Genomic DNA, 13740 nt, shown 5'->3' with positions numbered 1-13740 from the left:
CGTTGGAGCCGACATGCTGTTCGAGATTGATGCGAAACTGCTCGAACATCGTGCTCGCATCGACGGACAGACTCTCGAAATTGGCGTCGCGATGGCCTCGGCTCTCCTGGACCTTCCCCGGATCGATGGCCAGGTTCTTCAGGCCCCAATCGCCGGAACGGCCGGCACCGGGGAGATCGCCCGCGGTGCTGACCATCACCTGTCGTTTGGACAAATTCGAAGTCGAACGAGTATCGCTCATCACCGTCTCCCCCAACAGCCGGCATCACAACTCGTTCAAAATCTATAATTGTTTTGTTAAACCCTAACAACTTTAAAGAATTTTTTTAATCTGGGATCCGTGGAGACGTCGCTCGCACATCGTGATGGCCATCCACGATACCGCACGAACTGTTCGCAACGCGGCGGGCGAGCCTCGAAGCTAGCCGAATTCCTTCGCATAGATCTCCGGCTTGAAGCCCACCAGGATCTTGCTGCCCGCTTCCAGCACCGGACGCTTGATCATCGAGGGCTGCTCCAGCATCAGCGCGATCGCCTTCGCCTCGGTGAGGCCCTCCTTCGCGGCATCGTCGAGCTTGCGGAACGTGGTGCCGGCGCGATTGAGCAGAACCTCCCAGCCGACCGCCTTCGACCAGCGCGCGAGATGCGCCTTGTCGATGCCTGAAGCCTTGTAGTCGTGGAAGTCGTAGGCGACGTCATGGCTGTCGAGCCAGGTGCGCGCCTTCTTCATCGTGTCGCAGTTCTTGATGCCGTAGATGGTGGTTGCCATGGAGATATCCGCGTTGGCCATGTGGATTGTCTGCGGACCTGACTAGCAGATGACGCCGGATGGCTGGCCGCCATTCCGGCGTCATCCACAGCACTCACGCAGTCAGGCGGTTCTGCGATGTCTGCTGAATGTCAGCCACGCCGCGGAGACGAGGAAGTAGAACGCGCCGAAGGCGGCATAGGGCGCGACATCGACGATGGTTGGCACGCGGGCTCCGCCCGACTGCACGACGAAGAACACGCCGGCCAGCGTCGACTGCGCGCCGCTGAGGATCATCGCCCATTGCGCCCCCACCGCGCGCCAGCGGCGCACGCCGGTGACGAGCTGCGCAAGCCCGGCCAGAACGGCCCAGACGCCGAACACCGCCAGCACGGCATTCATGCCCGACAGCAGCGCGCCGGCCACCGCCACCGCGGCGCCGAGGCTGACCACCACATTCAGCGCCTGCGAGGGATTGGCCTGCAGCCCGCCGCTGCCCTGGGCATCGAACCAGTTCGCCAGGGCGTCCCATGCCGGGTAGCTCACCAGCAGAACCGCAGCGATAACGGGATGTGACGCGCCGACAGCAGCGGCGGCAGCCACCCACCCTGCCGCGACGAGCCCACGGACAAGGTAATAGCGGGCGAGACTGCCCGCCTCGGCGACCGGGAGCCCTGTTGTGTAGGTATTTGTCATGTCGTTCTCCACGCTAGCTGGGCCATGGACCGTGTTTCAAAGACGGACCCGGCGCTTTTAATGCCGCGATAATTATTATCGCGATATATTTATGGGCGCGCGACGACGATCTTGTCCAGGCATTTATCGCGATATACATTATTGTGATATTGAGTTGAGGAGACCGACCATGGTGCCAGTCGACATCCCGCTGGATCACCAGCTCTGCTTTGCGCTGTACGGCGCCAGCATGGCCATCGGCCGTGCTTACAAGCCGCTGCTCGACCGGCTGGAGCTCACCTATCCGCAATATCTGGTGCTGAGCACGCTATGGGAGGGGGGACCGCAAAGCGTCGGCGCGATCGCCGATCGACTGGCGCTGGAATCCAGCACGGTGACACCGCTGGTGAAGCGGCTGGAACAGGCTGCGTTCGTCACCCGCCAGCGCAATCCCGAAGACGAGCGGCAGGTCGTGGTCTCGCTGACGCCGAAGGGCACGGCGATGCGCGAGAAAGCGCGCTGCCTTGGCGAGACCCTGTTCGCCGCCGCCGGCATGACGCCGGAGCGGCTGATCGCACTCAATCGCGAGGTTCACGCCTTTCGGAATGCGGTGGCCAATTACACGAACACGACGGAAGAGACGAAGGCGAAAGGCTGACGACAGCCTGCGCCCGTCCATCGCTGGGCGCATTTGGCCGAATCTGATCTAGCTCCAGCGAACATTGCGCGGATGCTGTCATGGAATTCACGGCCCTCTTTCTCGCCATCACCGTTACCATGCTGGTTGCCTGGCGCGGCCCCCGGCCGCTTGCGTTGTCGCTGTTTACCGCCGTGCTGATCGCCTGCGTTGCGACCTTCATGCACCACGCCACCGACACGCTGAAGCTGTCGTTCTGAGGCGGCCATGACATCCGATCGCGCCATCACGCTCAACGTCCTCGCGCTCTATGCCCTTGCCGCCGTGCTTGCCACCGCCTTCGGCGCGCAGTTCATTCTCGGCGAACTGCCGTGCCCGCTCTGTCTCCTGCAGCGGATCATGTTCGCGCTGCTCGCCATCGGCCCGATCCTCAATATCCGCTACGGCCCGCGCCCGAGCCACTATGCGCTGTCGCTGCTGGCCGCGATTGTCGGCGCCATCGTCTCGACCCGGCAGGTGCTGCTGCACATCATGCCCGGCGATGCCGGCTATGGCAGCACGCTGTTCGGCTATCACTTCTACACGCTGGCGCTGCTCGCCTTCATCGCCGCCATCGCGCTGATCGCGCTGGTGCTGCTGTTCGACCGACAGTTCATGACACCCCCGGCTTCGGTCACGGCAGGCGCATTCGCGACCATCGCCGTCGGCCTCATCATCGCCCTGACCGCCGGCAATTTTGCATCGGCTCTGCTCGAATGCGGCTTCAAGGCCTGTGCCGACGACCCGATCGCGTATGAGCTGATGAAGCGCTGATCACGGCCGCACCAATTCCAGCCGCCGTGTGATCCCGACATTTTCCAGAAATGTCTCGTCGTGACTGACGATGAGCAACGCACCGTCATAGGCACGCAGGCCGGTTTCGACCGCTTCGAGGGCATCGATGTCGAGATGGTTGGTCGGCTCATCCAGAATGAGCAGCGGCGGCGGCGAGATGCCGCCCATGACGCAGGCAAGTCCGGCGCGCAACATCTGCCCTCCGCTCAGCGTGCCGACCATCTGGAGCGCGGCATCAGCGCGAAACATGAAGCGTGCCAGTGCCGCGCGGCAGGCATTCTCGTCAGCGTCAGGATGAAGCCGCCGGAAATTGTCGCGGATCGTCTTGGCGGGATCGAGCAGGCTGACCTGCTGATCGAGCATCGCGTGATCAACAAGCATCCGCACGGCGCCACCGGCGGGACGAAGCGCGCCGGTGATGAGGCCGAGCAACGTCGTCTTGCCGGAGCCATTGGGACCGGTGACGGCGATACGTTCGGGCCCGGTGATGGAGAATGACAGATCGCGAATGATCGGCAGGCCCGGCACATGGCCGAAGCTGACATTGTCCATCTGCAGGACCGTCCTGTTGGCGACAAGACCCGTCGAGGGGATGGCAACCGATAGCGGCTGCAGGATCTCGATGCGTGTCCGCGCGGCGGCCAGCGCCTCGCCTGCCTGCGCCTGACGACGTTGAGCCAGACGTGACATCTTACCGCCGGTGTCTTCGCTGCGATCCTTCAAGCCACCAAGGGCGATCCGCGGGATGCCGCCTTTCGCGCCCTGCCGGCGGCCGGCCTGGTCGCGATGCGCCTGACGCTCTGCTATGGCCTGCGCCTGCCGTGCCAGCGCATCGACGCGTCTCGTGGCATCGTTCAACTGATGCTGTGCTGCCGCCAGTTCGCGGGTCTTGCGCGCGCGATAATGCGTCCAGTTTCCGCCATAGCGCGTGCCCCCCAGCGATGTCAGTTCGACGATGGCATCCATCGTATCGAGCAATTCGCGATCATGGCTGATCACGATCGCTCCCGCGCGCCAGCTGGCCAGAAGATCGATCACCGCCCGCCTGCCATCGCGATCGAGATTGTTGGTGGGTTCGTCCAGCAGCAGAAAGTCCGGCTCGGCGAAGATGAGCGCCGCCAGTGCAACACGCGTCCGCTGGCCGCCGGACAGTTCGGACATTGCCGTAGCGTGGGGCACCTCGAATCCGACACGCCTGAGTGAACGGATCAATCGGGTTTCGACATCCCAGTCGGCGCGCACCAATTCGTCGGCCGTAGCTTCGCCTGCTTCGGCTCGCGCCAGCAGCTCGAGTGCATCGGTGACGCCGAACAGATCGGCAACGGTCTCGTGCGGATTGATCTGCAGCGCCTGCCGCAGCACCGCGAGCCGGCCACGGACATCCGCGCTCCCCTGTTGGGGCACGAGATCGCCAGATATCACGCGCAGCAGCGTGGATTTGCCGACGCCGTTGCGGCCGACCAGACCGGTGCGTTCGGCGCCAAAGCTGAGATTGAGGTGTGTGAAAAGCGCGCGGCCGTCAGGCGTCGCGACAGACAGATCGGATACAGTGATATGCGCAGGCATGGATAAACATCTCCCGGGAAACAAAGCGAACTGGCGTTGTCACCTGGGCGAAATCCATCGAAGCACACATCCTGTTGAAATGATCTTGGCCGGTGCGTATTCGCCAACTGCGGCGCCGTTGTGGCGTTGGCAATGCGGCCCGGTCCGTCTAACAACACGGCCATGACTGAGATCACCGGCATCGCTGCCGCTTTCGCGCCCTTCGAAACGATGGCCTCTGCACTTCTGCAGCACATCAAGACCGACGACGGTTCGCATGACGTCGCGCATCTCGCGCGGGTCTGGTCCAATGCCCGCGCGATCCAGGCCATCGAGGGCGGTGACCTCGAATTCCTGGCGGCGGCGACACTGCTGCATGATTGCGTGGCCGTCGAAAAGAACTCGCCGTTGCGGGCGCAGGCCTCGCGCCTCGCCGCCGAACATGCGGTGACACTGCTGGCGCCCTTCGGCTGGGCGCATGAGCGGCTGGATCGCATCGCCCATGCCATCACCGCCCATAGTTTCTCCGCGAAGATTGTGCCCGAGACCATCGAGGCCAAAATCCTGCAGGATGCTGATCGCCTCGATGCCATCGGCGCTATCGGCATCGCGCGCTGCTTCTACACCGCCGGCCGGATGCAATCCTTTCTCTACGACGCCGAAGACCCGGCCGCGCGACACCGCGCGCTGGACGACCGCACCTTTGCCATCGACCATCTGCCGGCAAAACTGCTGACACTCGCCGAGGGCTTCAACACTGCGGAAGGCAAGCGCATGGCGCAGGAGCGCCACGCGCGCATCGAAACCTTCCTTGCCGACTTCATGAGCGAGGTCGGCGCGCCCCTCCCCTGAGGCTCACGGCGCCCATTTCGTGAACACATAGTCCCGCTGCTTCACACGCCCTTCGTGGCAGGCAAAGCAGGTCTCGTGCTGGGCGCGGTCGGCCGGCTTGCCGTCGATGAAACGGCCAAAGCCCCAGCCACCGGACGCGGCATATTTTGTGGCGTCCTTCACCATCACCTGCACCGTGGTCGCGGCGCCGGGGATCGAGGCGGATTCGAATTCCGGCGACTGGGTGTGTTTCCACGCCAGCTTCACCAGCACGGTGCCGTCGGGAAATGGCAGTTTGCCGTCCCGATAAGCCTTCACGGCAATATCGTTGCCGACCACGGCACGGAGTTCGTTCAAGGGCGCCGCCTCCTGCGCCGGCGCGACCAGCTCCCACTTGCGATAGCCATCGGGAAGGCTGACGCCGTAGATCGGCGACAGCTGGTCCGGATTGCTCGTGTTGGCGGCGAAGGCGGCTGCCACCGCCGATGACACGACACCGACGGCAAGGCTTGCCAGAATGATCTTGCGCATCAGCGGGCCATCGCATCGGCGTCGATGATCGCCTGGGCGAAATCACGCGGCGCTTCCTGCGGCAGGTTATGGCCGATGCCGCCGGTGATCAGGCGATGCTCATACTTGCCGGTGAACTTCCTGGCATAGGCCTTGGGATCGGGATGCGGCGCGCCATTGGCATCGCCTTCCATGGTGATGGTCGGAACGGAGATGGTCGGCCCCTGCGCCAGCCGCTTCTCCAGCTCGTCGAACTTCGGCTCGCCCTGGGCGAGTTCGAGCCGCCAGCGATAGTTATGGATGGTAATGGCGACGTGATCGGGGTTCTCGAACGCCCTGGCTGATCGGTCATAGGTGGCGTCGTCGAAATTCCACTTCGGCGAAGCGAGCTTCCAGATCAGCTTTGCGAAGTCGTGCCGATACTTGTCGTAACCGAGCCGGCCGCGCTCCGTGGTGAAATAGAACTGGTACCACCATTCCAGCTCCGCCTTCGGCGGCAACGGCATCCGGTTGCCTTCCTGGCTGCCGATCAGATAGCCGCTGACGGCAACCAGCGCCTTGACGCGCTCGGGCCAGATCGCCGCGAGAATATCGGCGGTGCGGCCGCCCCAGTCATAGCCGCCGACCACGGCCTTCTCGATCTTGAGGGCATTCATGAGATCGATGATGTCGGTGGCCAGAGCCGCCGGCTGGCCGTTGCGCGGCGTCGCGTCGGACAGGAAGCGCGTGTCGCCATAGCCGCGCAGATACGGGATGATGACGCGGTAGCCGGCCGAGGCCAGCAGCGGCGCGACATCGACATAGCTGTAGATGTCATAGGGCCAGCCATGCAGCAGCAGGACCACCGGGCCATCGGCCGGACCGTCCTCGGCATAGGCGACATTCAGCACGCCAGCATTGACGGTCTTGAGCGGTTTGAAGCTGGTATGGGCGCCGGGCTTCACCACCGGCAGCTGCCTGGCTCCCTGCGCCACGGCCGGGCTGAGGCCGCCGAACTGGGCCGCCGCCAGGCCGATAATGGCGGCGCCGAGCAGGCTGCGACGATTGAGGTTCGGGCTGTTGCGCTTGTTGGTCATGGTCGGTTCTCCCGGGACGGTGACGGCGATGGCCGTCGATGCGCGCACCATGACGTTTGATTGATCGCCTCGCTTGGAGGATTGTCTGACTTTCCCTTCAGAACGCCATGATTTGTCGTTGAGACGGGGTGTGCTAGGGACGGTCCCGACGCAACACCCTGACACCACAACAGGAAATGGATCCCGCCGTGCTGTTCCGGTTCGACGAATATGTGCTCGATACCGGCCGGCGGGAGCTACGACGGGACACAGAACCGGTCGCCGTCGAGCCGCAGGTGTTCGACGTGCTGGAATTCCTGATCCGTGCGCGCGATCGCGTGGTCAGCCGGGACGAGCTGCTGGCCGAGGTCTGGCACGGCCGCATCGTCTCCGAGGCGACGCTGAGCAGCCGCGTCAATGCGGCACGCACCGCGATCGGCGACAATGGTGAGCAGCAGCGCCTGATCCGCACGCTGCCGCGCAAGGGCGTGCGCTTCGTCGGCGAGGTGGCCGAACACGGCGATGCGGCGGCGCCCCCGGTCGTGGCGACGGATGCCCCGCCCGCCTCCGCCGATCTCTCCATCGCCGTGCTGCCCTTCAACAATATGAGCGCGGATCCCGAGCAGGACTATTTTGGCGACGGGATCGCCGAGGAGATCATCACGGCACTGTCCCGTTGCAGTGGCCTGTTCGTGATCGCGCGAAATTCGTCCTTCACCTACAAGAACAAACCGGTCGATATCCGCGAGGTCGGCCGCACGCTGGGTGTCAACTATGTGCTCGAAGGCAGCGTACGCCGTGCCGGCGAACGGCTGCGCATCATCGCGCAGCTGATCGACGCACGCTCCGGCGCGCATCTGTGGGCGGACCGTTTCGACGGCGACCGCAGCGACGTGTTCGACCTGCAGGACCGCATCACCGCCTGCGCGGTGGCCGCGATCGAGCCGACCTTGCGCATCGCCGAGATCGAACGGCGGCGGCAGAACCGGCCGAACAAGCCCGACGCCTATGACCTGCTGCTGCGCGCATCCGCCCATGAACGCGACTTCACACCGGACGGCATGATCGCCGCACTCGATTGCCTGCATCAGGCGCTGGCGCTCGATCCCGGCTACGCGCCGGCGATGGCTGCCGCGGCCTATTGCCATGCGCAGCGCCATTTCCAGGGCTGGATCGCGCAAGGCGGCGCCCATCGCGGTGAAGGTCTCGCACTGGCGCAGAGCGCGATCGAACGCGCGCCCAATGATCCTCAGGTTCTCTGGATGGCGGCTTTCGCGATCTGGAATCTCGCCGACACGCAGAATGCCAAGGATGCGGCCATCGAACTGTTCAGCCGCTCCCTTGCCATCAATCCGAACTCCGCCACCGCGCTCGCCCTCGCCGGCTGGATCGAGACCATGCGCGGAGAGCAAGCGGCCGGCCGAACGCTGCTCGAACGCGCACGGCGCCTGAACCCGCTCGATCCGCATGGCTGGTTCGTCTGCGGCGCGCTGGCGATCGCCGATATCATCGACGGTGATTATCGGGGCGCCATCGCCTGGGCGGACAAGGCGCTGGTGCAGAACCGCCGCTTTGCCGTGGCGCTGCGCGCGCTGGCCGTGGCGCTGGTGAATGTCGGCGAGCATGAGCGCGCCGCACAGGTGGTGGAAGAACTGCTCACCATCGAGCCGGAGCTCACGGTTTCCGCGTTCTTCGCACGCATCCCCGTCCCGGTCGCCTCGATGGCGCAAACCTATGCGACGGCCCTGAAAGCTGCAGGACTTCCGGAATGACTGTCCGCCCCCTCGTCCGCTATCCCGATCCGCGTCTCGCGCTACGCGCGGCCGAGGTCACTGTATTCGACGATGCACTGCGTAACCTCGCAAATGATCTCCGCGACACCATGCATGCGGCGCCCGGGATCGGCATCACTGCGCCGCATATCGGCATTTCGCTGCGCGTGGTCGTGCTCGATCTCGGCGACGGCGCAAAGACCTATGTGAACCCGGAGACGATCTGGGCGTCGCCGGACATGATCATGCATCAGGAGGGCAGCGTCTCGATGCCCGGCGTGAATGACGATATCCAGCGGCATGCGCGGGTGCGTATCCGCTATCGGGATTTCGACGGCCATGCGCAGGAGGAGGAGTCCGACGGCCTGCGTGCGGTCTGCCACCAGCACGAGATCGACCAGCTCAACGGCCTGTTCTGGATCCAGCGCCTCTCGCGCATCAAGCGCGAGCGGATCATCAAGCGGTTCGAGAAACTGTCGCGGCGCTGAACCGTGCAGCTCAGTACTGGTCGTTCCGCTGAACCCATGACATGGTGAAATCGAGCCCGTCCTCGTCGCGGCCTTTCGGCACCATGTCGAGAAAATGATAGGCGCCGTTCACTTCCTCGACGCCGCGGCCAAAGATCGAATAGGTATGAAAGACCTCACCTGCCGCATCCTTCGCGAAGACGCTGATGCCGACCTGTTCCGACGTGGTGTTGGGCTGCACCTTGTAGTTCCAGTAGGTCTCGCCTTTCGCCAGATCTTCCGGCGGAAAGGCACCGTAATAGTCGATGCTGAAATCGCTGCGGTCCGACACCCACGGAAAGCTCCAGCCGAGGCGCTTTCGGTAGGCCATGAGCGTGTCCAGCGGCGCCCGCGAGACGGCGGTGAAGGCGACATCGCGGTGCTTCAGATGGATCGGGATGCCTTTGAAATTGTCGGCCCAGAACGAGCAGGACTTGCAGCCCTCCTGCCAGTCCGGCCCGAACATGAAGTGATAGACGATGAGCTGCGAGCAATCGCCGAACAGACCGGCCAGGGTGCGCTCGCCGTCCTGCGCCGCAAAGAGATAGGGCTTTGCGACACGTTCCCATGGCAGCGCCATGCGCCGTCGTGTGAGTTCGTCGCGCTGGCGGGTGAAGGCCTTTTCGGCCTCCATCAGTTCGAGCCGCGCTTTCAGCCAATCCTGGTGCGAGACAATCGTGTTCTGCATGGTGACCTCCCTCGTCTGTTGACGTTACGGACTCAGTCCGGCAGGCGTGTGCCATATTCATCGTGCAGTCGCTGCCAGACTTCCCAATAGGGTTTTGGCTCCTCGCCGTTGAGGCGCGCCACCAGCACATCGAGATGGGTGTGCCAGCCGGCGCTGACCTTGAGCGTGTTGGCGCGATCGCTGATACGGCGATGGATCACGGTGAGCAGCACCTTGTCGCCCTGCGGATTAAGCTCGAAGGTGACCTCGCCGCGCGGCGCCCAGGTGAAGGTGATCTTGCGCGGCGGATCGACCTCGATGATCTCGCTCTGCATGCGATGTTCTTCGCTGAAACCATCAGGCCGCTTCGCAGGCGGATTGGACAGTTCGTCATTGCGCCAGACGAATTCGAACGGCGCACCAGCGCGCATTTCCATGACGCCGGAGGCGAGCCACTGTTTGCGCAAATCGCTTTCGGTGAGATAGGCCCAGACGCGCTCGATCGGCCCCGGCAGCAGGCGCTGGATGGTCAGCTCGGCTGGCCCGGTGAAGGCGCCATAGGCCGACGGCGTGATGTCGTTCATCGCTTCTCTCCTGTCGTCGCTTCTTTGGATTTCGCCGCATCGTCGGCGTGCAGCAATTGCTCGAGTGCATCGAGACGATCGGTCCAGAACTGCTCGTAGAAGCTCAGCCACTCATGCGCGCTGGCCAGCGGCCCCGGCGCGAGCTGGCACCAATGGGTGCGCCCGCGCACCTCGCGGCGGATCAGGCCGGCACTTTCCAGCGCCTTGATGTGCTTGGACGCCGCAGCCAGCGACATGGCGTGCGGCCCGGCCAGTTGCCCGACCGTCCGCTCGCCTTTCACCAGCTCGCGCAGCATCTGCCGCCGTGTGGCATCGCCGAGGGCGTGAAAGACATTGTCGAGCTGTGGTGCGAGATATTCAACCATGAGGTTGAACATACATCATTAGCCCGGATATTCAACCGCTAAGTTTAACATCCAACCAATGACGAAAAGCGCTATTCATGCTATCTGACCATCTAGATAGTCAGGAGCAACCGATGACTACCGTCACTCTGGCCGACGCCAAGGCGCATTTGAGTGAACTCATCGATCGGGTCGAGGCTGGCGACACCATCGAGATCACGCGGCGCGGCAAGACCGTTGCCCGGATCACCGGCGCAGAGAAGCCGCGCAAACCCATCGATTTCAAGGCACTCCGTACGCTGACGGACAGCATGTCTCTGCAAGAGGAAAGCGCAGGCGATTTTGTGCGGGCCATGCGTGATAGCGACCGCTATTGATGGTCTATCTGGACACATCGCTGATCGTTGCAGCTCTGACCAGGGAAGCAATGACCGTGCGTGTACATGACTGGCTCAAGCTGCAAGACCCCGCACGCCTGTTCGTCAGCGACTGGAGCATTACCGAATTCTCGTCGGCTCTCGCGCTCAAAATTCGCACCGGCCGCCTCTCACCCGACCATCGGGCGTTTGCACTGACGGAATTCAACAAGCTCATCGCAGAGAACCTGCGCGTATTCCCGGTCCAGCGTCGGCATTTCCGTGAAGCCGCGACCTTCACCGATCACCACGCCACCGGCCTCCGAGCCGGTGACGCCCTTCACCTCGCGGTCGCATCAGAACATGGCGCCATGGTCTGCACGCTCGATCGGCAACTTGCCGAAGCCGGGCCTGCGCTCGGTGTACCGACACAACTGGTTGCCTGAACCACTCGGCGCATCATTTCTTCAGCAACGGACAACGCGACGTTTCGATCGGCTGGAACGCCTGCTCTCCCGACACGGTATCGAGCAGCTTGTAGACGTCCCAGCGCCCTTTGCTTTCCGTGGGCTTCTTCACTTCGAACAGATACATGTCATGCAGCATGCGTCCGTCCTCGCGGATGCGACCGTTGCGGGCATACATGTCGTTGATCGGCATTTCCTTCATCTTCCTGATCACCGCCGCCGACTCCGTCGTACCTGCGGCCTTCACCGCTTTCAGGTAATGCGTGAGCGACGAATAGAGGCCGGCCTGCACCGAGGTCGGTGCGCGCTGGGTGCGTTCGCGAAAGCGCCTGGTGAAAGCGCGCGTCTCGTCATTGAGGTCCCAGTACCAGGACTCGGTGACCAGCAGCCCCTGCCCAATATCCAGGCCGATACTGTCGATATCGGTGATGAAAGCGAGCAGTGGCGACAGACGTTGCTTGCCGCCCTGGGTCAGGCCGAATTCGGTGGCCTGCTTGATGGCGGTGATGGCGTCGTTTCCGGCATTGGCGAGGCCGACGACTTTCGCCTTCGAGCTTTGCGCCTGCAGCAGGAAAGATGAGAAATCCGAACTGTTCAGCGGATGCTTGACCGAGCCCAGGACCTTGCCGCCGCTCTTCTGCACGACGGCGGCTGTGTCGCGCTCCAGCTCCTGACCGAAGGCGTAGTCGACGGCGAGGAAGAACCAGCTGTCGAGCCCTTTTCGCACCGTCGCTAGCCCGGTGACGTTCGCCTGCGAGAAGGTGTCCCAGGTGTAGTGCACGGTATAGGGCGTGCAGGCTTCATTGGTGATGCGCATGGAGCCGGCGCTGTTGACGATGACGATCTTGTTGCGCGCCTTTGCCACTTCGATGATCGCCAGTCCCGTCGCCGAGCCTGCAAAATCCACGATGGCCTCGACGCCCTGATTGTCGAGCATCTCGCGCGCCTGGCTGGAGGCGAGATCCGGCTTGTTGAGATGATCGACGAATACAGCCTGGATCTTGCGGCCGAGCACCTCGCCGCCAAAATCCTCGATCGCCATTTTTGCAGCGACTTCGCTGCCGGGGCCTGACGTGTCGGCATAGACGCCGGTCATATCCATGAGCGCGCCGAGCTTCAGCGGCGGCTTGTCCTGCGCAGACGCGACGGTGGTGGCGAGCGCCACAGAAAGAATGCTTGCCGATACGGACTTTGCGATGGAGCGAGGAAACGAACGAAAAGCGCAAGCGGACCGGCGTGATGTCGGCATAGGCGTGTCTCCCTGGACAATGCCTGGCTCGCTCGGTCTGTTTTCAATCAAGACGCAAATCGCGCCGCACCGATCGACCAGATCTCATTGATCGAAAGGTTCGCACAGCACGACGGGTCGATCAACGCTCGCTGTTCAAAATGCGACGCGCATACATTTCAGCAGGCGAAATTAGACGATCACGGTCACACAGTGCTCACCGGGCATCCAGCCCCATCTGCCAGAAGTCGGCTTCGAGGCGCGACGCCTGCCCGAACAGTTTTGCGAGTTCACCGAAACGCCGTTCGGTCATCGCGCGCACGGCGAGATCATCGAGATGGCGACGCGCCTTGATCGCGATGTCCTGATAGCCGGGCCCGGCATACTCCCCGATCCATTCGCGATAGGGGTGATCATCGAGCGCATCGACGCCATCCGGTGCGAGCTTGCGGCCGATCTCGGCATAGCCGATCACACAAGGCGCCAGCGCGACATGCAGATCGAGCAGATCGCCGGCGGCTCCGCAATCGAGCACGAAACGCGTATAGGCCACCGTCGCCTGCAATTCCGGCGCAGCCTCGATATCGGCCGGTGACAAGCCCCATCGCCCGCACAGTTTGATGTGCAATTCCATCTCGCCGAGAATGGAAGCAAGCCCGCCTTGCGCGACCTTCATGTCGTCGAGGGTGCGGCTCTTATAGGTCGCCAGCGCATAAGCGCGCGCGAACTGGATCAGGAACAGATAGTCCTGCACCAGATAGGTGCGGAATGCCGTCTCGGGCAACGTGCCGGCGCCGAGCTGGCCGACGAAATCATGATCGACATAGGACGACCAATCATCGGCGGCTGCGGCTTTGAGGCGATCGAATATGTCCATGATCATTCACCTGGCAGATGTCGGAAGGTTACTCCCCTACGCAATATCGATGTCGCTGCATATGCCCGCCGGCGCAGCAAAACACGGACGGCCTGCGCAGCTGT

19 protein-coding genes are annotated in these 13740 nt (G+C 63.2%); 8 read left to right on the top strand and 11 right to left on the bottom strand.

What is annotated here, in order from left to right; all coding sequences use genetic code 11:
* The 3 genes from ACIQ17_RS22695 to ACIQ17_RS22685 form a co-directional block, all read right to left on the bottom strand.
* A partial coding sequence (locus ACIQ17_RS22695) for a hypothetical protein (RefSeq protein ID WP_398471420.1) occupies positions 1-241 on the bottom strand: 241 nt, incomplete at its 3' end.
* 180 nt (positions 242-421) lie between these two features.
* On the bottom strand, positions 422-769 hold the full coding sequence (locus tag ACIQ17_RS22690; protein WP_398471419.1) for an ArsC family reductase: 348 nt from the start codon (positions 767-769) through the stop codon (positions 422-424).
* A gap of 102 nt (positions 770-871) precedes the next feature.
* Complete coding sequence (locus tag ACIQ17_RS22685) at positions 872-1444, bottom strand: DUF308 domain-containing protein (protein ID WP_398471418.1); 573 nt, start codon at positions 1442-1444, stop codon at positions 872-874.
* A 169-nt stretch (positions 1445-1613) separates the two neighbouring features.
* Between ACIQ17_RS22685 and ACIQ17_RS22680 the strand changes: the two genes are divergently transcribed.
* The 3 genes from ACIQ17_RS22680 (at position 1614) to ACIQ17_RS22670 (ending at position 2873) form a co-directional block, all read left to right on the top strand.
* A complete protein-coding gene (locus ACIQ17_RS22680; RefSeq protein ID WP_398471417.1) occupies positions 1614-2081 on the top strand; it encodes a MarR family winged helix-turn-helix transcriptional regulator in 468 nt (155 codons plus the stop codon).
* A gap of 80 nt (positions 2082-2161) precedes the next feature.
* On the top strand, positions 2162-2320 hold the full coding sequence (locus tag ACIQ17_RS22675) for a DUF5993 family protein (protein WP_398471416.1): 159 nt from the start codon (positions 2162-2164) through the stop codon (positions 2318-2320).
* A gap of 7 nt (positions 2321-2327) precedes the next feature.
* Positions 2328-2873 (top strand): disulfide bond formation protein B, encoded by a 546-nt coding sequence (locus ACIQ17_RS22670; RefSeq protein ID WP_398471414.1) that lies wholly within the window; start codon positions 2328-2330, stop codon positions 2871-2873.
* Here the strand turns inward: ACIQ17_RS22670 and ACIQ17_RS22665 are convergent, their stop codons facing one another.
* Positions 2874-4460, bottom strand: a complete 1587-nt coding sequence (locus tag ACIQ17_RS22665) for an ABC-F family ATP-binding cassette domain-containing protein (protein WP_398471413.1) — start codon at positions 4458-4460, stop codon at positions 2874-2876.
* A 162-nt stretch (positions 4461-4622) separates the two neighbouring features.
* Between ACIQ17_RS22665 and ACIQ17_RS22660 the strand changes: the two genes are divergently transcribed.
* A complete protein-coding gene (locus ACIQ17_RS22660) occupies positions 4623-5291 on the top strand; it encodes an HD domain-containing protein (protein WP_398471412.1) in 669 nt (222 codons plus the stop codon).
* A 3-nt stretch (positions 5292-5294) separates the two neighbouring features.
* On the opposite strand, the gene ACIQ17_RS22655 is transcribed toward ACIQ17_RS22660, so the two are convergent.
* Together ACIQ17_RS22655 and ACIQ17_RS22650 are read right to left on the bottom strand one after the other, a co-directional pair.
* Entirely contained in the window at positions 5295-5801 is a 507-nt protein-coding gene (locus ACIQ17_RS22655) for a cytochrome P460 family protein (protein WP_398471410.1), read from the bottom strand.
* Positions 5801-6856, bottom strand: coding sequence for an alpha/beta fold hydrolase (locus ACIQ17_RS22650; protein ID WP_398471409.1), 1056 nt, complete (start codon positions 6854-6856; stop codon positions 5801-5803). Before ACIQ17_RS22650 ends, ACIQ17_RS22655 begins: the two co-directional genes overlap by 1 nt.
* A 176-nt stretch (positions 6857-7032) precedes the next feature.
* Here ACIQ17_RS22650 and ACIQ17_RS22645 point away from each other — a divergent pair, with 176 nt between their 5' ends.
* Both ACIQ17_RS22645 and ACIQ17_RS22640 read left to right on the top strand, forming a co-directional pair.
* The gene (locus tag ACIQ17_RS22645; RefSeq protein WP_398471407.1) at positions 7033-8607 is read left to right on the top strand and encodes a winged helix-turn-helix domain-containing tetratricopeptide repeat protein; all 1575 of its coding nucleotides are present in this window, start codon (positions 7033-7035) and stop codon (positions 8605-8607) included.
* Positions 8604-9095 (top strand): peptide deformylase, encoded by a 492-nt coding sequence (locus ACIQ17_RS22640; RefSeq protein WP_398471405.1) that lies wholly within the window; start codon positions 8604-8606, stop codon positions 9093-9095. The genes ACIQ17_RS22645 and ACIQ17_RS22640 overlap by 4 nt, the downstream gene beginning before the upstream one ends.
* Before the next feature lie 10 nt (positions 9096-9105).
* Here ACIQ17_RS22640 and ACIQ17_RS22635 read toward each other — a convergent pair whose 3' ends face one another.
* Genes ACIQ17_RS22635 through ACIQ17_RS22625 form a run of 3 tightly spaced genes read right to left on the bottom strand, consistent with a single transcriptional unit; the run spans position 9106 to position 10729 of the window.
* Positions 9106-9801, bottom strand: coding sequence for a DUF899 domain-containing protein (locus ACIQ17_RS22635; protein WP_398471404.1), 696 nt, complete (start codon positions 9799-9801; stop codon positions 9106-9108).
* 32 nt (positions 9802-9833) lie between these two features.
* Positions 9834-10364: an SRPBCC family protein gene (locus ACIQ17_RS22630; RefSeq protein WP_398471403.1), complete on the bottom strand. Its 531-nt coding sequence runs from the start codon at positions 10362-10364 to the stop codon at positions 9834-9836.
* Positions 10361-10729, bottom strand: coding sequence for an ArsR/SmtB family transcription factor (locus ACIQ17_RS22625; RefSeq protein WP_398471402.1), 369 nt, complete (start codon positions 10727-10729; stop codon positions 10361-10363). The genes ACIQ17_RS22630 and ACIQ17_RS22625 overlap by 4 nt, the downstream gene beginning before the upstream one ends.
* A gap of 113 nt (positions 10730-10842) precedes the next feature.
* On the opposite strand from ACIQ17_RS22625, the gene ACIQ17_RS22620 reads away from it, so the two are divergent.
* Together ACIQ17_RS22620 and ACIQ17_RS22615 are read left to right on the top strand one after the other, a co-directional pair.
* Positions 10843-11085 carry a type II toxin-antitoxin system Phd/YefM family antitoxin gene (locus tag ACIQ17_RS22620; protein WP_398471401.1) on the top strand — a complete coding sequence of 81 codons (243 nt, stop codon included), beginning with the start codon at positions 10843-10845 and terminating at the stop codon, positions 11083-11085.
* Positions 11085-11510 carry a type II toxin-antitoxin system VapC family toxin gene (locus ACIQ17_RS22615; RefSeq protein ID WP_398471399.1) on the top strand — a complete coding sequence of 142 codons (426 nt, stop codon included), beginning with the start codon at positions 11085-11087 and terminating at the stop codon, positions 11508-11510. The genes ACIQ17_RS22620 and ACIQ17_RS22615 overlap by 1 nt, the downstream gene beginning before the upstream one ends.
* A gap of 13 nt (positions 11511-11523) precedes the next feature.
* Here the strand turns inward: ACIQ17_RS22615 and ACIQ17_RS22610 are convergent, their stop codons facing one another.
* Both ACIQ17_RS22610 and ACIQ17_RS22605 read right to left on the bottom strand, forming a co-directional pair.
* Positions 11524-12780: an ABC transporter substrate-binding protein gene (locus ACIQ17_RS22610; RefSeq protein ID WP_398471397.1), complete on the bottom strand. Its 1257-nt coding sequence runs from the start codon at positions 12778-12780 to the stop codon at positions 11524-11526.
* A 196-nt stretch (positions 12781-12976) separates the two neighbouring features.
* Positions 12977-13636 carry a TenA family protein gene (locus ACIQ17_RS22605; RefSeq protein ID WP_398471395.1) on the bottom strand — a complete coding sequence of 220 codons (660 nt, stop codon included), beginning with the start codon at positions 13634-13636 and terminating at the stop codon, positions 12977-12979.
* Positions 13637-13740 lie beyond the last annotated feature (104 nt).

Origin of the sequence: Tardiphaga sp., assembly GCF_044340795.1 — a bacterium.
Taxonomy (GTDB): Bacteria; Pseudomonadota; Alphaproteobacteria; order Rhizobiales; family Xanthobacteraceae; genus Tardiphaga.
The sequence above is the reverse complement of the archived record's forward strand: the minus strand, read 5'-3'. Positions and strand labels throughout refer to the sequence as shown.

Coding starts and splice junctions, on each gene's coding strand:
- ACIQ17_RS22690 (WP_398471419.1), bottom strand. CDS start 769: ATGGCAACCACCATCTACGGCATCAAGAACTGCGACACGATGAAGAAG.
- ACIQ17_RS22685 (WP_398471418.1), bottom strand. CDS start 1,444: ATGACAAATACCTACACAACAGGGCTCCCGGTCGCCGAGGCGGGCAGT.
- ACIQ17_RS22680 (WP_398471417.1), top strand. CDS start 1,614: ATGGTGCCAGTCGACATCCCGCTGGATCACCAGCTCTGCTTTGCGCTG.
- ACIQ17_RS22675 (WP_398471416.1), top strand. CDS start 2,162: ATGGAATTCACGGCCCTCTTTCTCGCCATCACCGTTACCATGCTGGTT.
- ACIQ17_RS22670 (WP_398471414.1), top strand. CDS start 2,328: ATGACATCCGATCGCGCCATCACGCTCAACGTCCTCGCGCTCTATGCC.
- ACIQ17_RS22665 (WP_398471413.1), bottom strand. CDS start 4,460: ATGCCTGCGCATATCACTGTATCCGATCTGTCTGTCGCGACGCCTGAC.
- ACIQ17_RS22660 (WP_398471412.1), top strand. CDS start 4,623: ATGACTGAGATCACCGGCATCGCTGCCGCTTTCGCGCCCTTCGAAACG.
- ACIQ17_RS22655 (WP_398471410.1), bottom strand. CDS start 5,801: ATGCGCAAGATCATTCTGGCAAGCCTTGCCGTCGGTGTCGTGTCATCG.
- ACIQ17_RS22650 (WP_398471409.1), bottom strand. CDS start 6,856: ATGACCAACAAGCGCAACAGCCCGAACCTCAATCGTCGCAGCCTGCTC.
- ACIQ17_RS22645 (WP_398471407.1), top strand. CDS start 7,033: ATGGATCCCGCCGTGCTGTTCCGGTTCGACGAATATGTGCTCGATACC.
- ACIQ17_RS22640 (WP_398471405.1), top strand. CDS start 8,604: ATGACTGTCCGCCCCCTCGTCCGCTATCCCGATCCGCGTCTCGCGCTA.
- ACIQ17_RS22635 (WP_398471404.1), bottom strand. CDS start 9,801: ATGCAGAACACGATTGTCTCGCACCAGGATTGGCTGAAAGCGCGGCTC.
- ACIQ17_RS22630 (WP_398471403.1), bottom strand. CDS start 10,364: ATGAACGACATCACGCCGTCGGCCTATGGCGCCTTCACCGGGCCAGCC.
- ACIQ17_RS22625 (WP_398471402.1), bottom strand. CDS start 10,729: ATGGTTGAATATCTCGCACCACAGCTCGACAATGTCTTTCACGCCCTC.
- ACIQ17_RS22620 (WP_398471401.1), top strand. CDS start 10,843: ATGACTACCGTCACTCTGGCCGACGCCAAGGCGCATTTGAGTGAACTC.
- ACIQ17_RS22615 (WP_398471399.1), top strand. CDS start 11,085: ATGGTCTATCTGGACACATCGCTGATCGTTGCAGCTCTGACCAGGGAA.
- ACIQ17_RS22610 (WP_398471397.1), bottom strand. CDS start 12,780: ATGCCGACATCACGCCGGTCCGCTTGCGCTTTTCGTTCGTTTCCTCGC.
- ACIQ17_RS22605 (WP_398471395.1), bottom strand. CDS start 13,636: ATGGACATATTCGATCGCCTCAAAGCCGCAGCCGCCGATGATTGGTCG.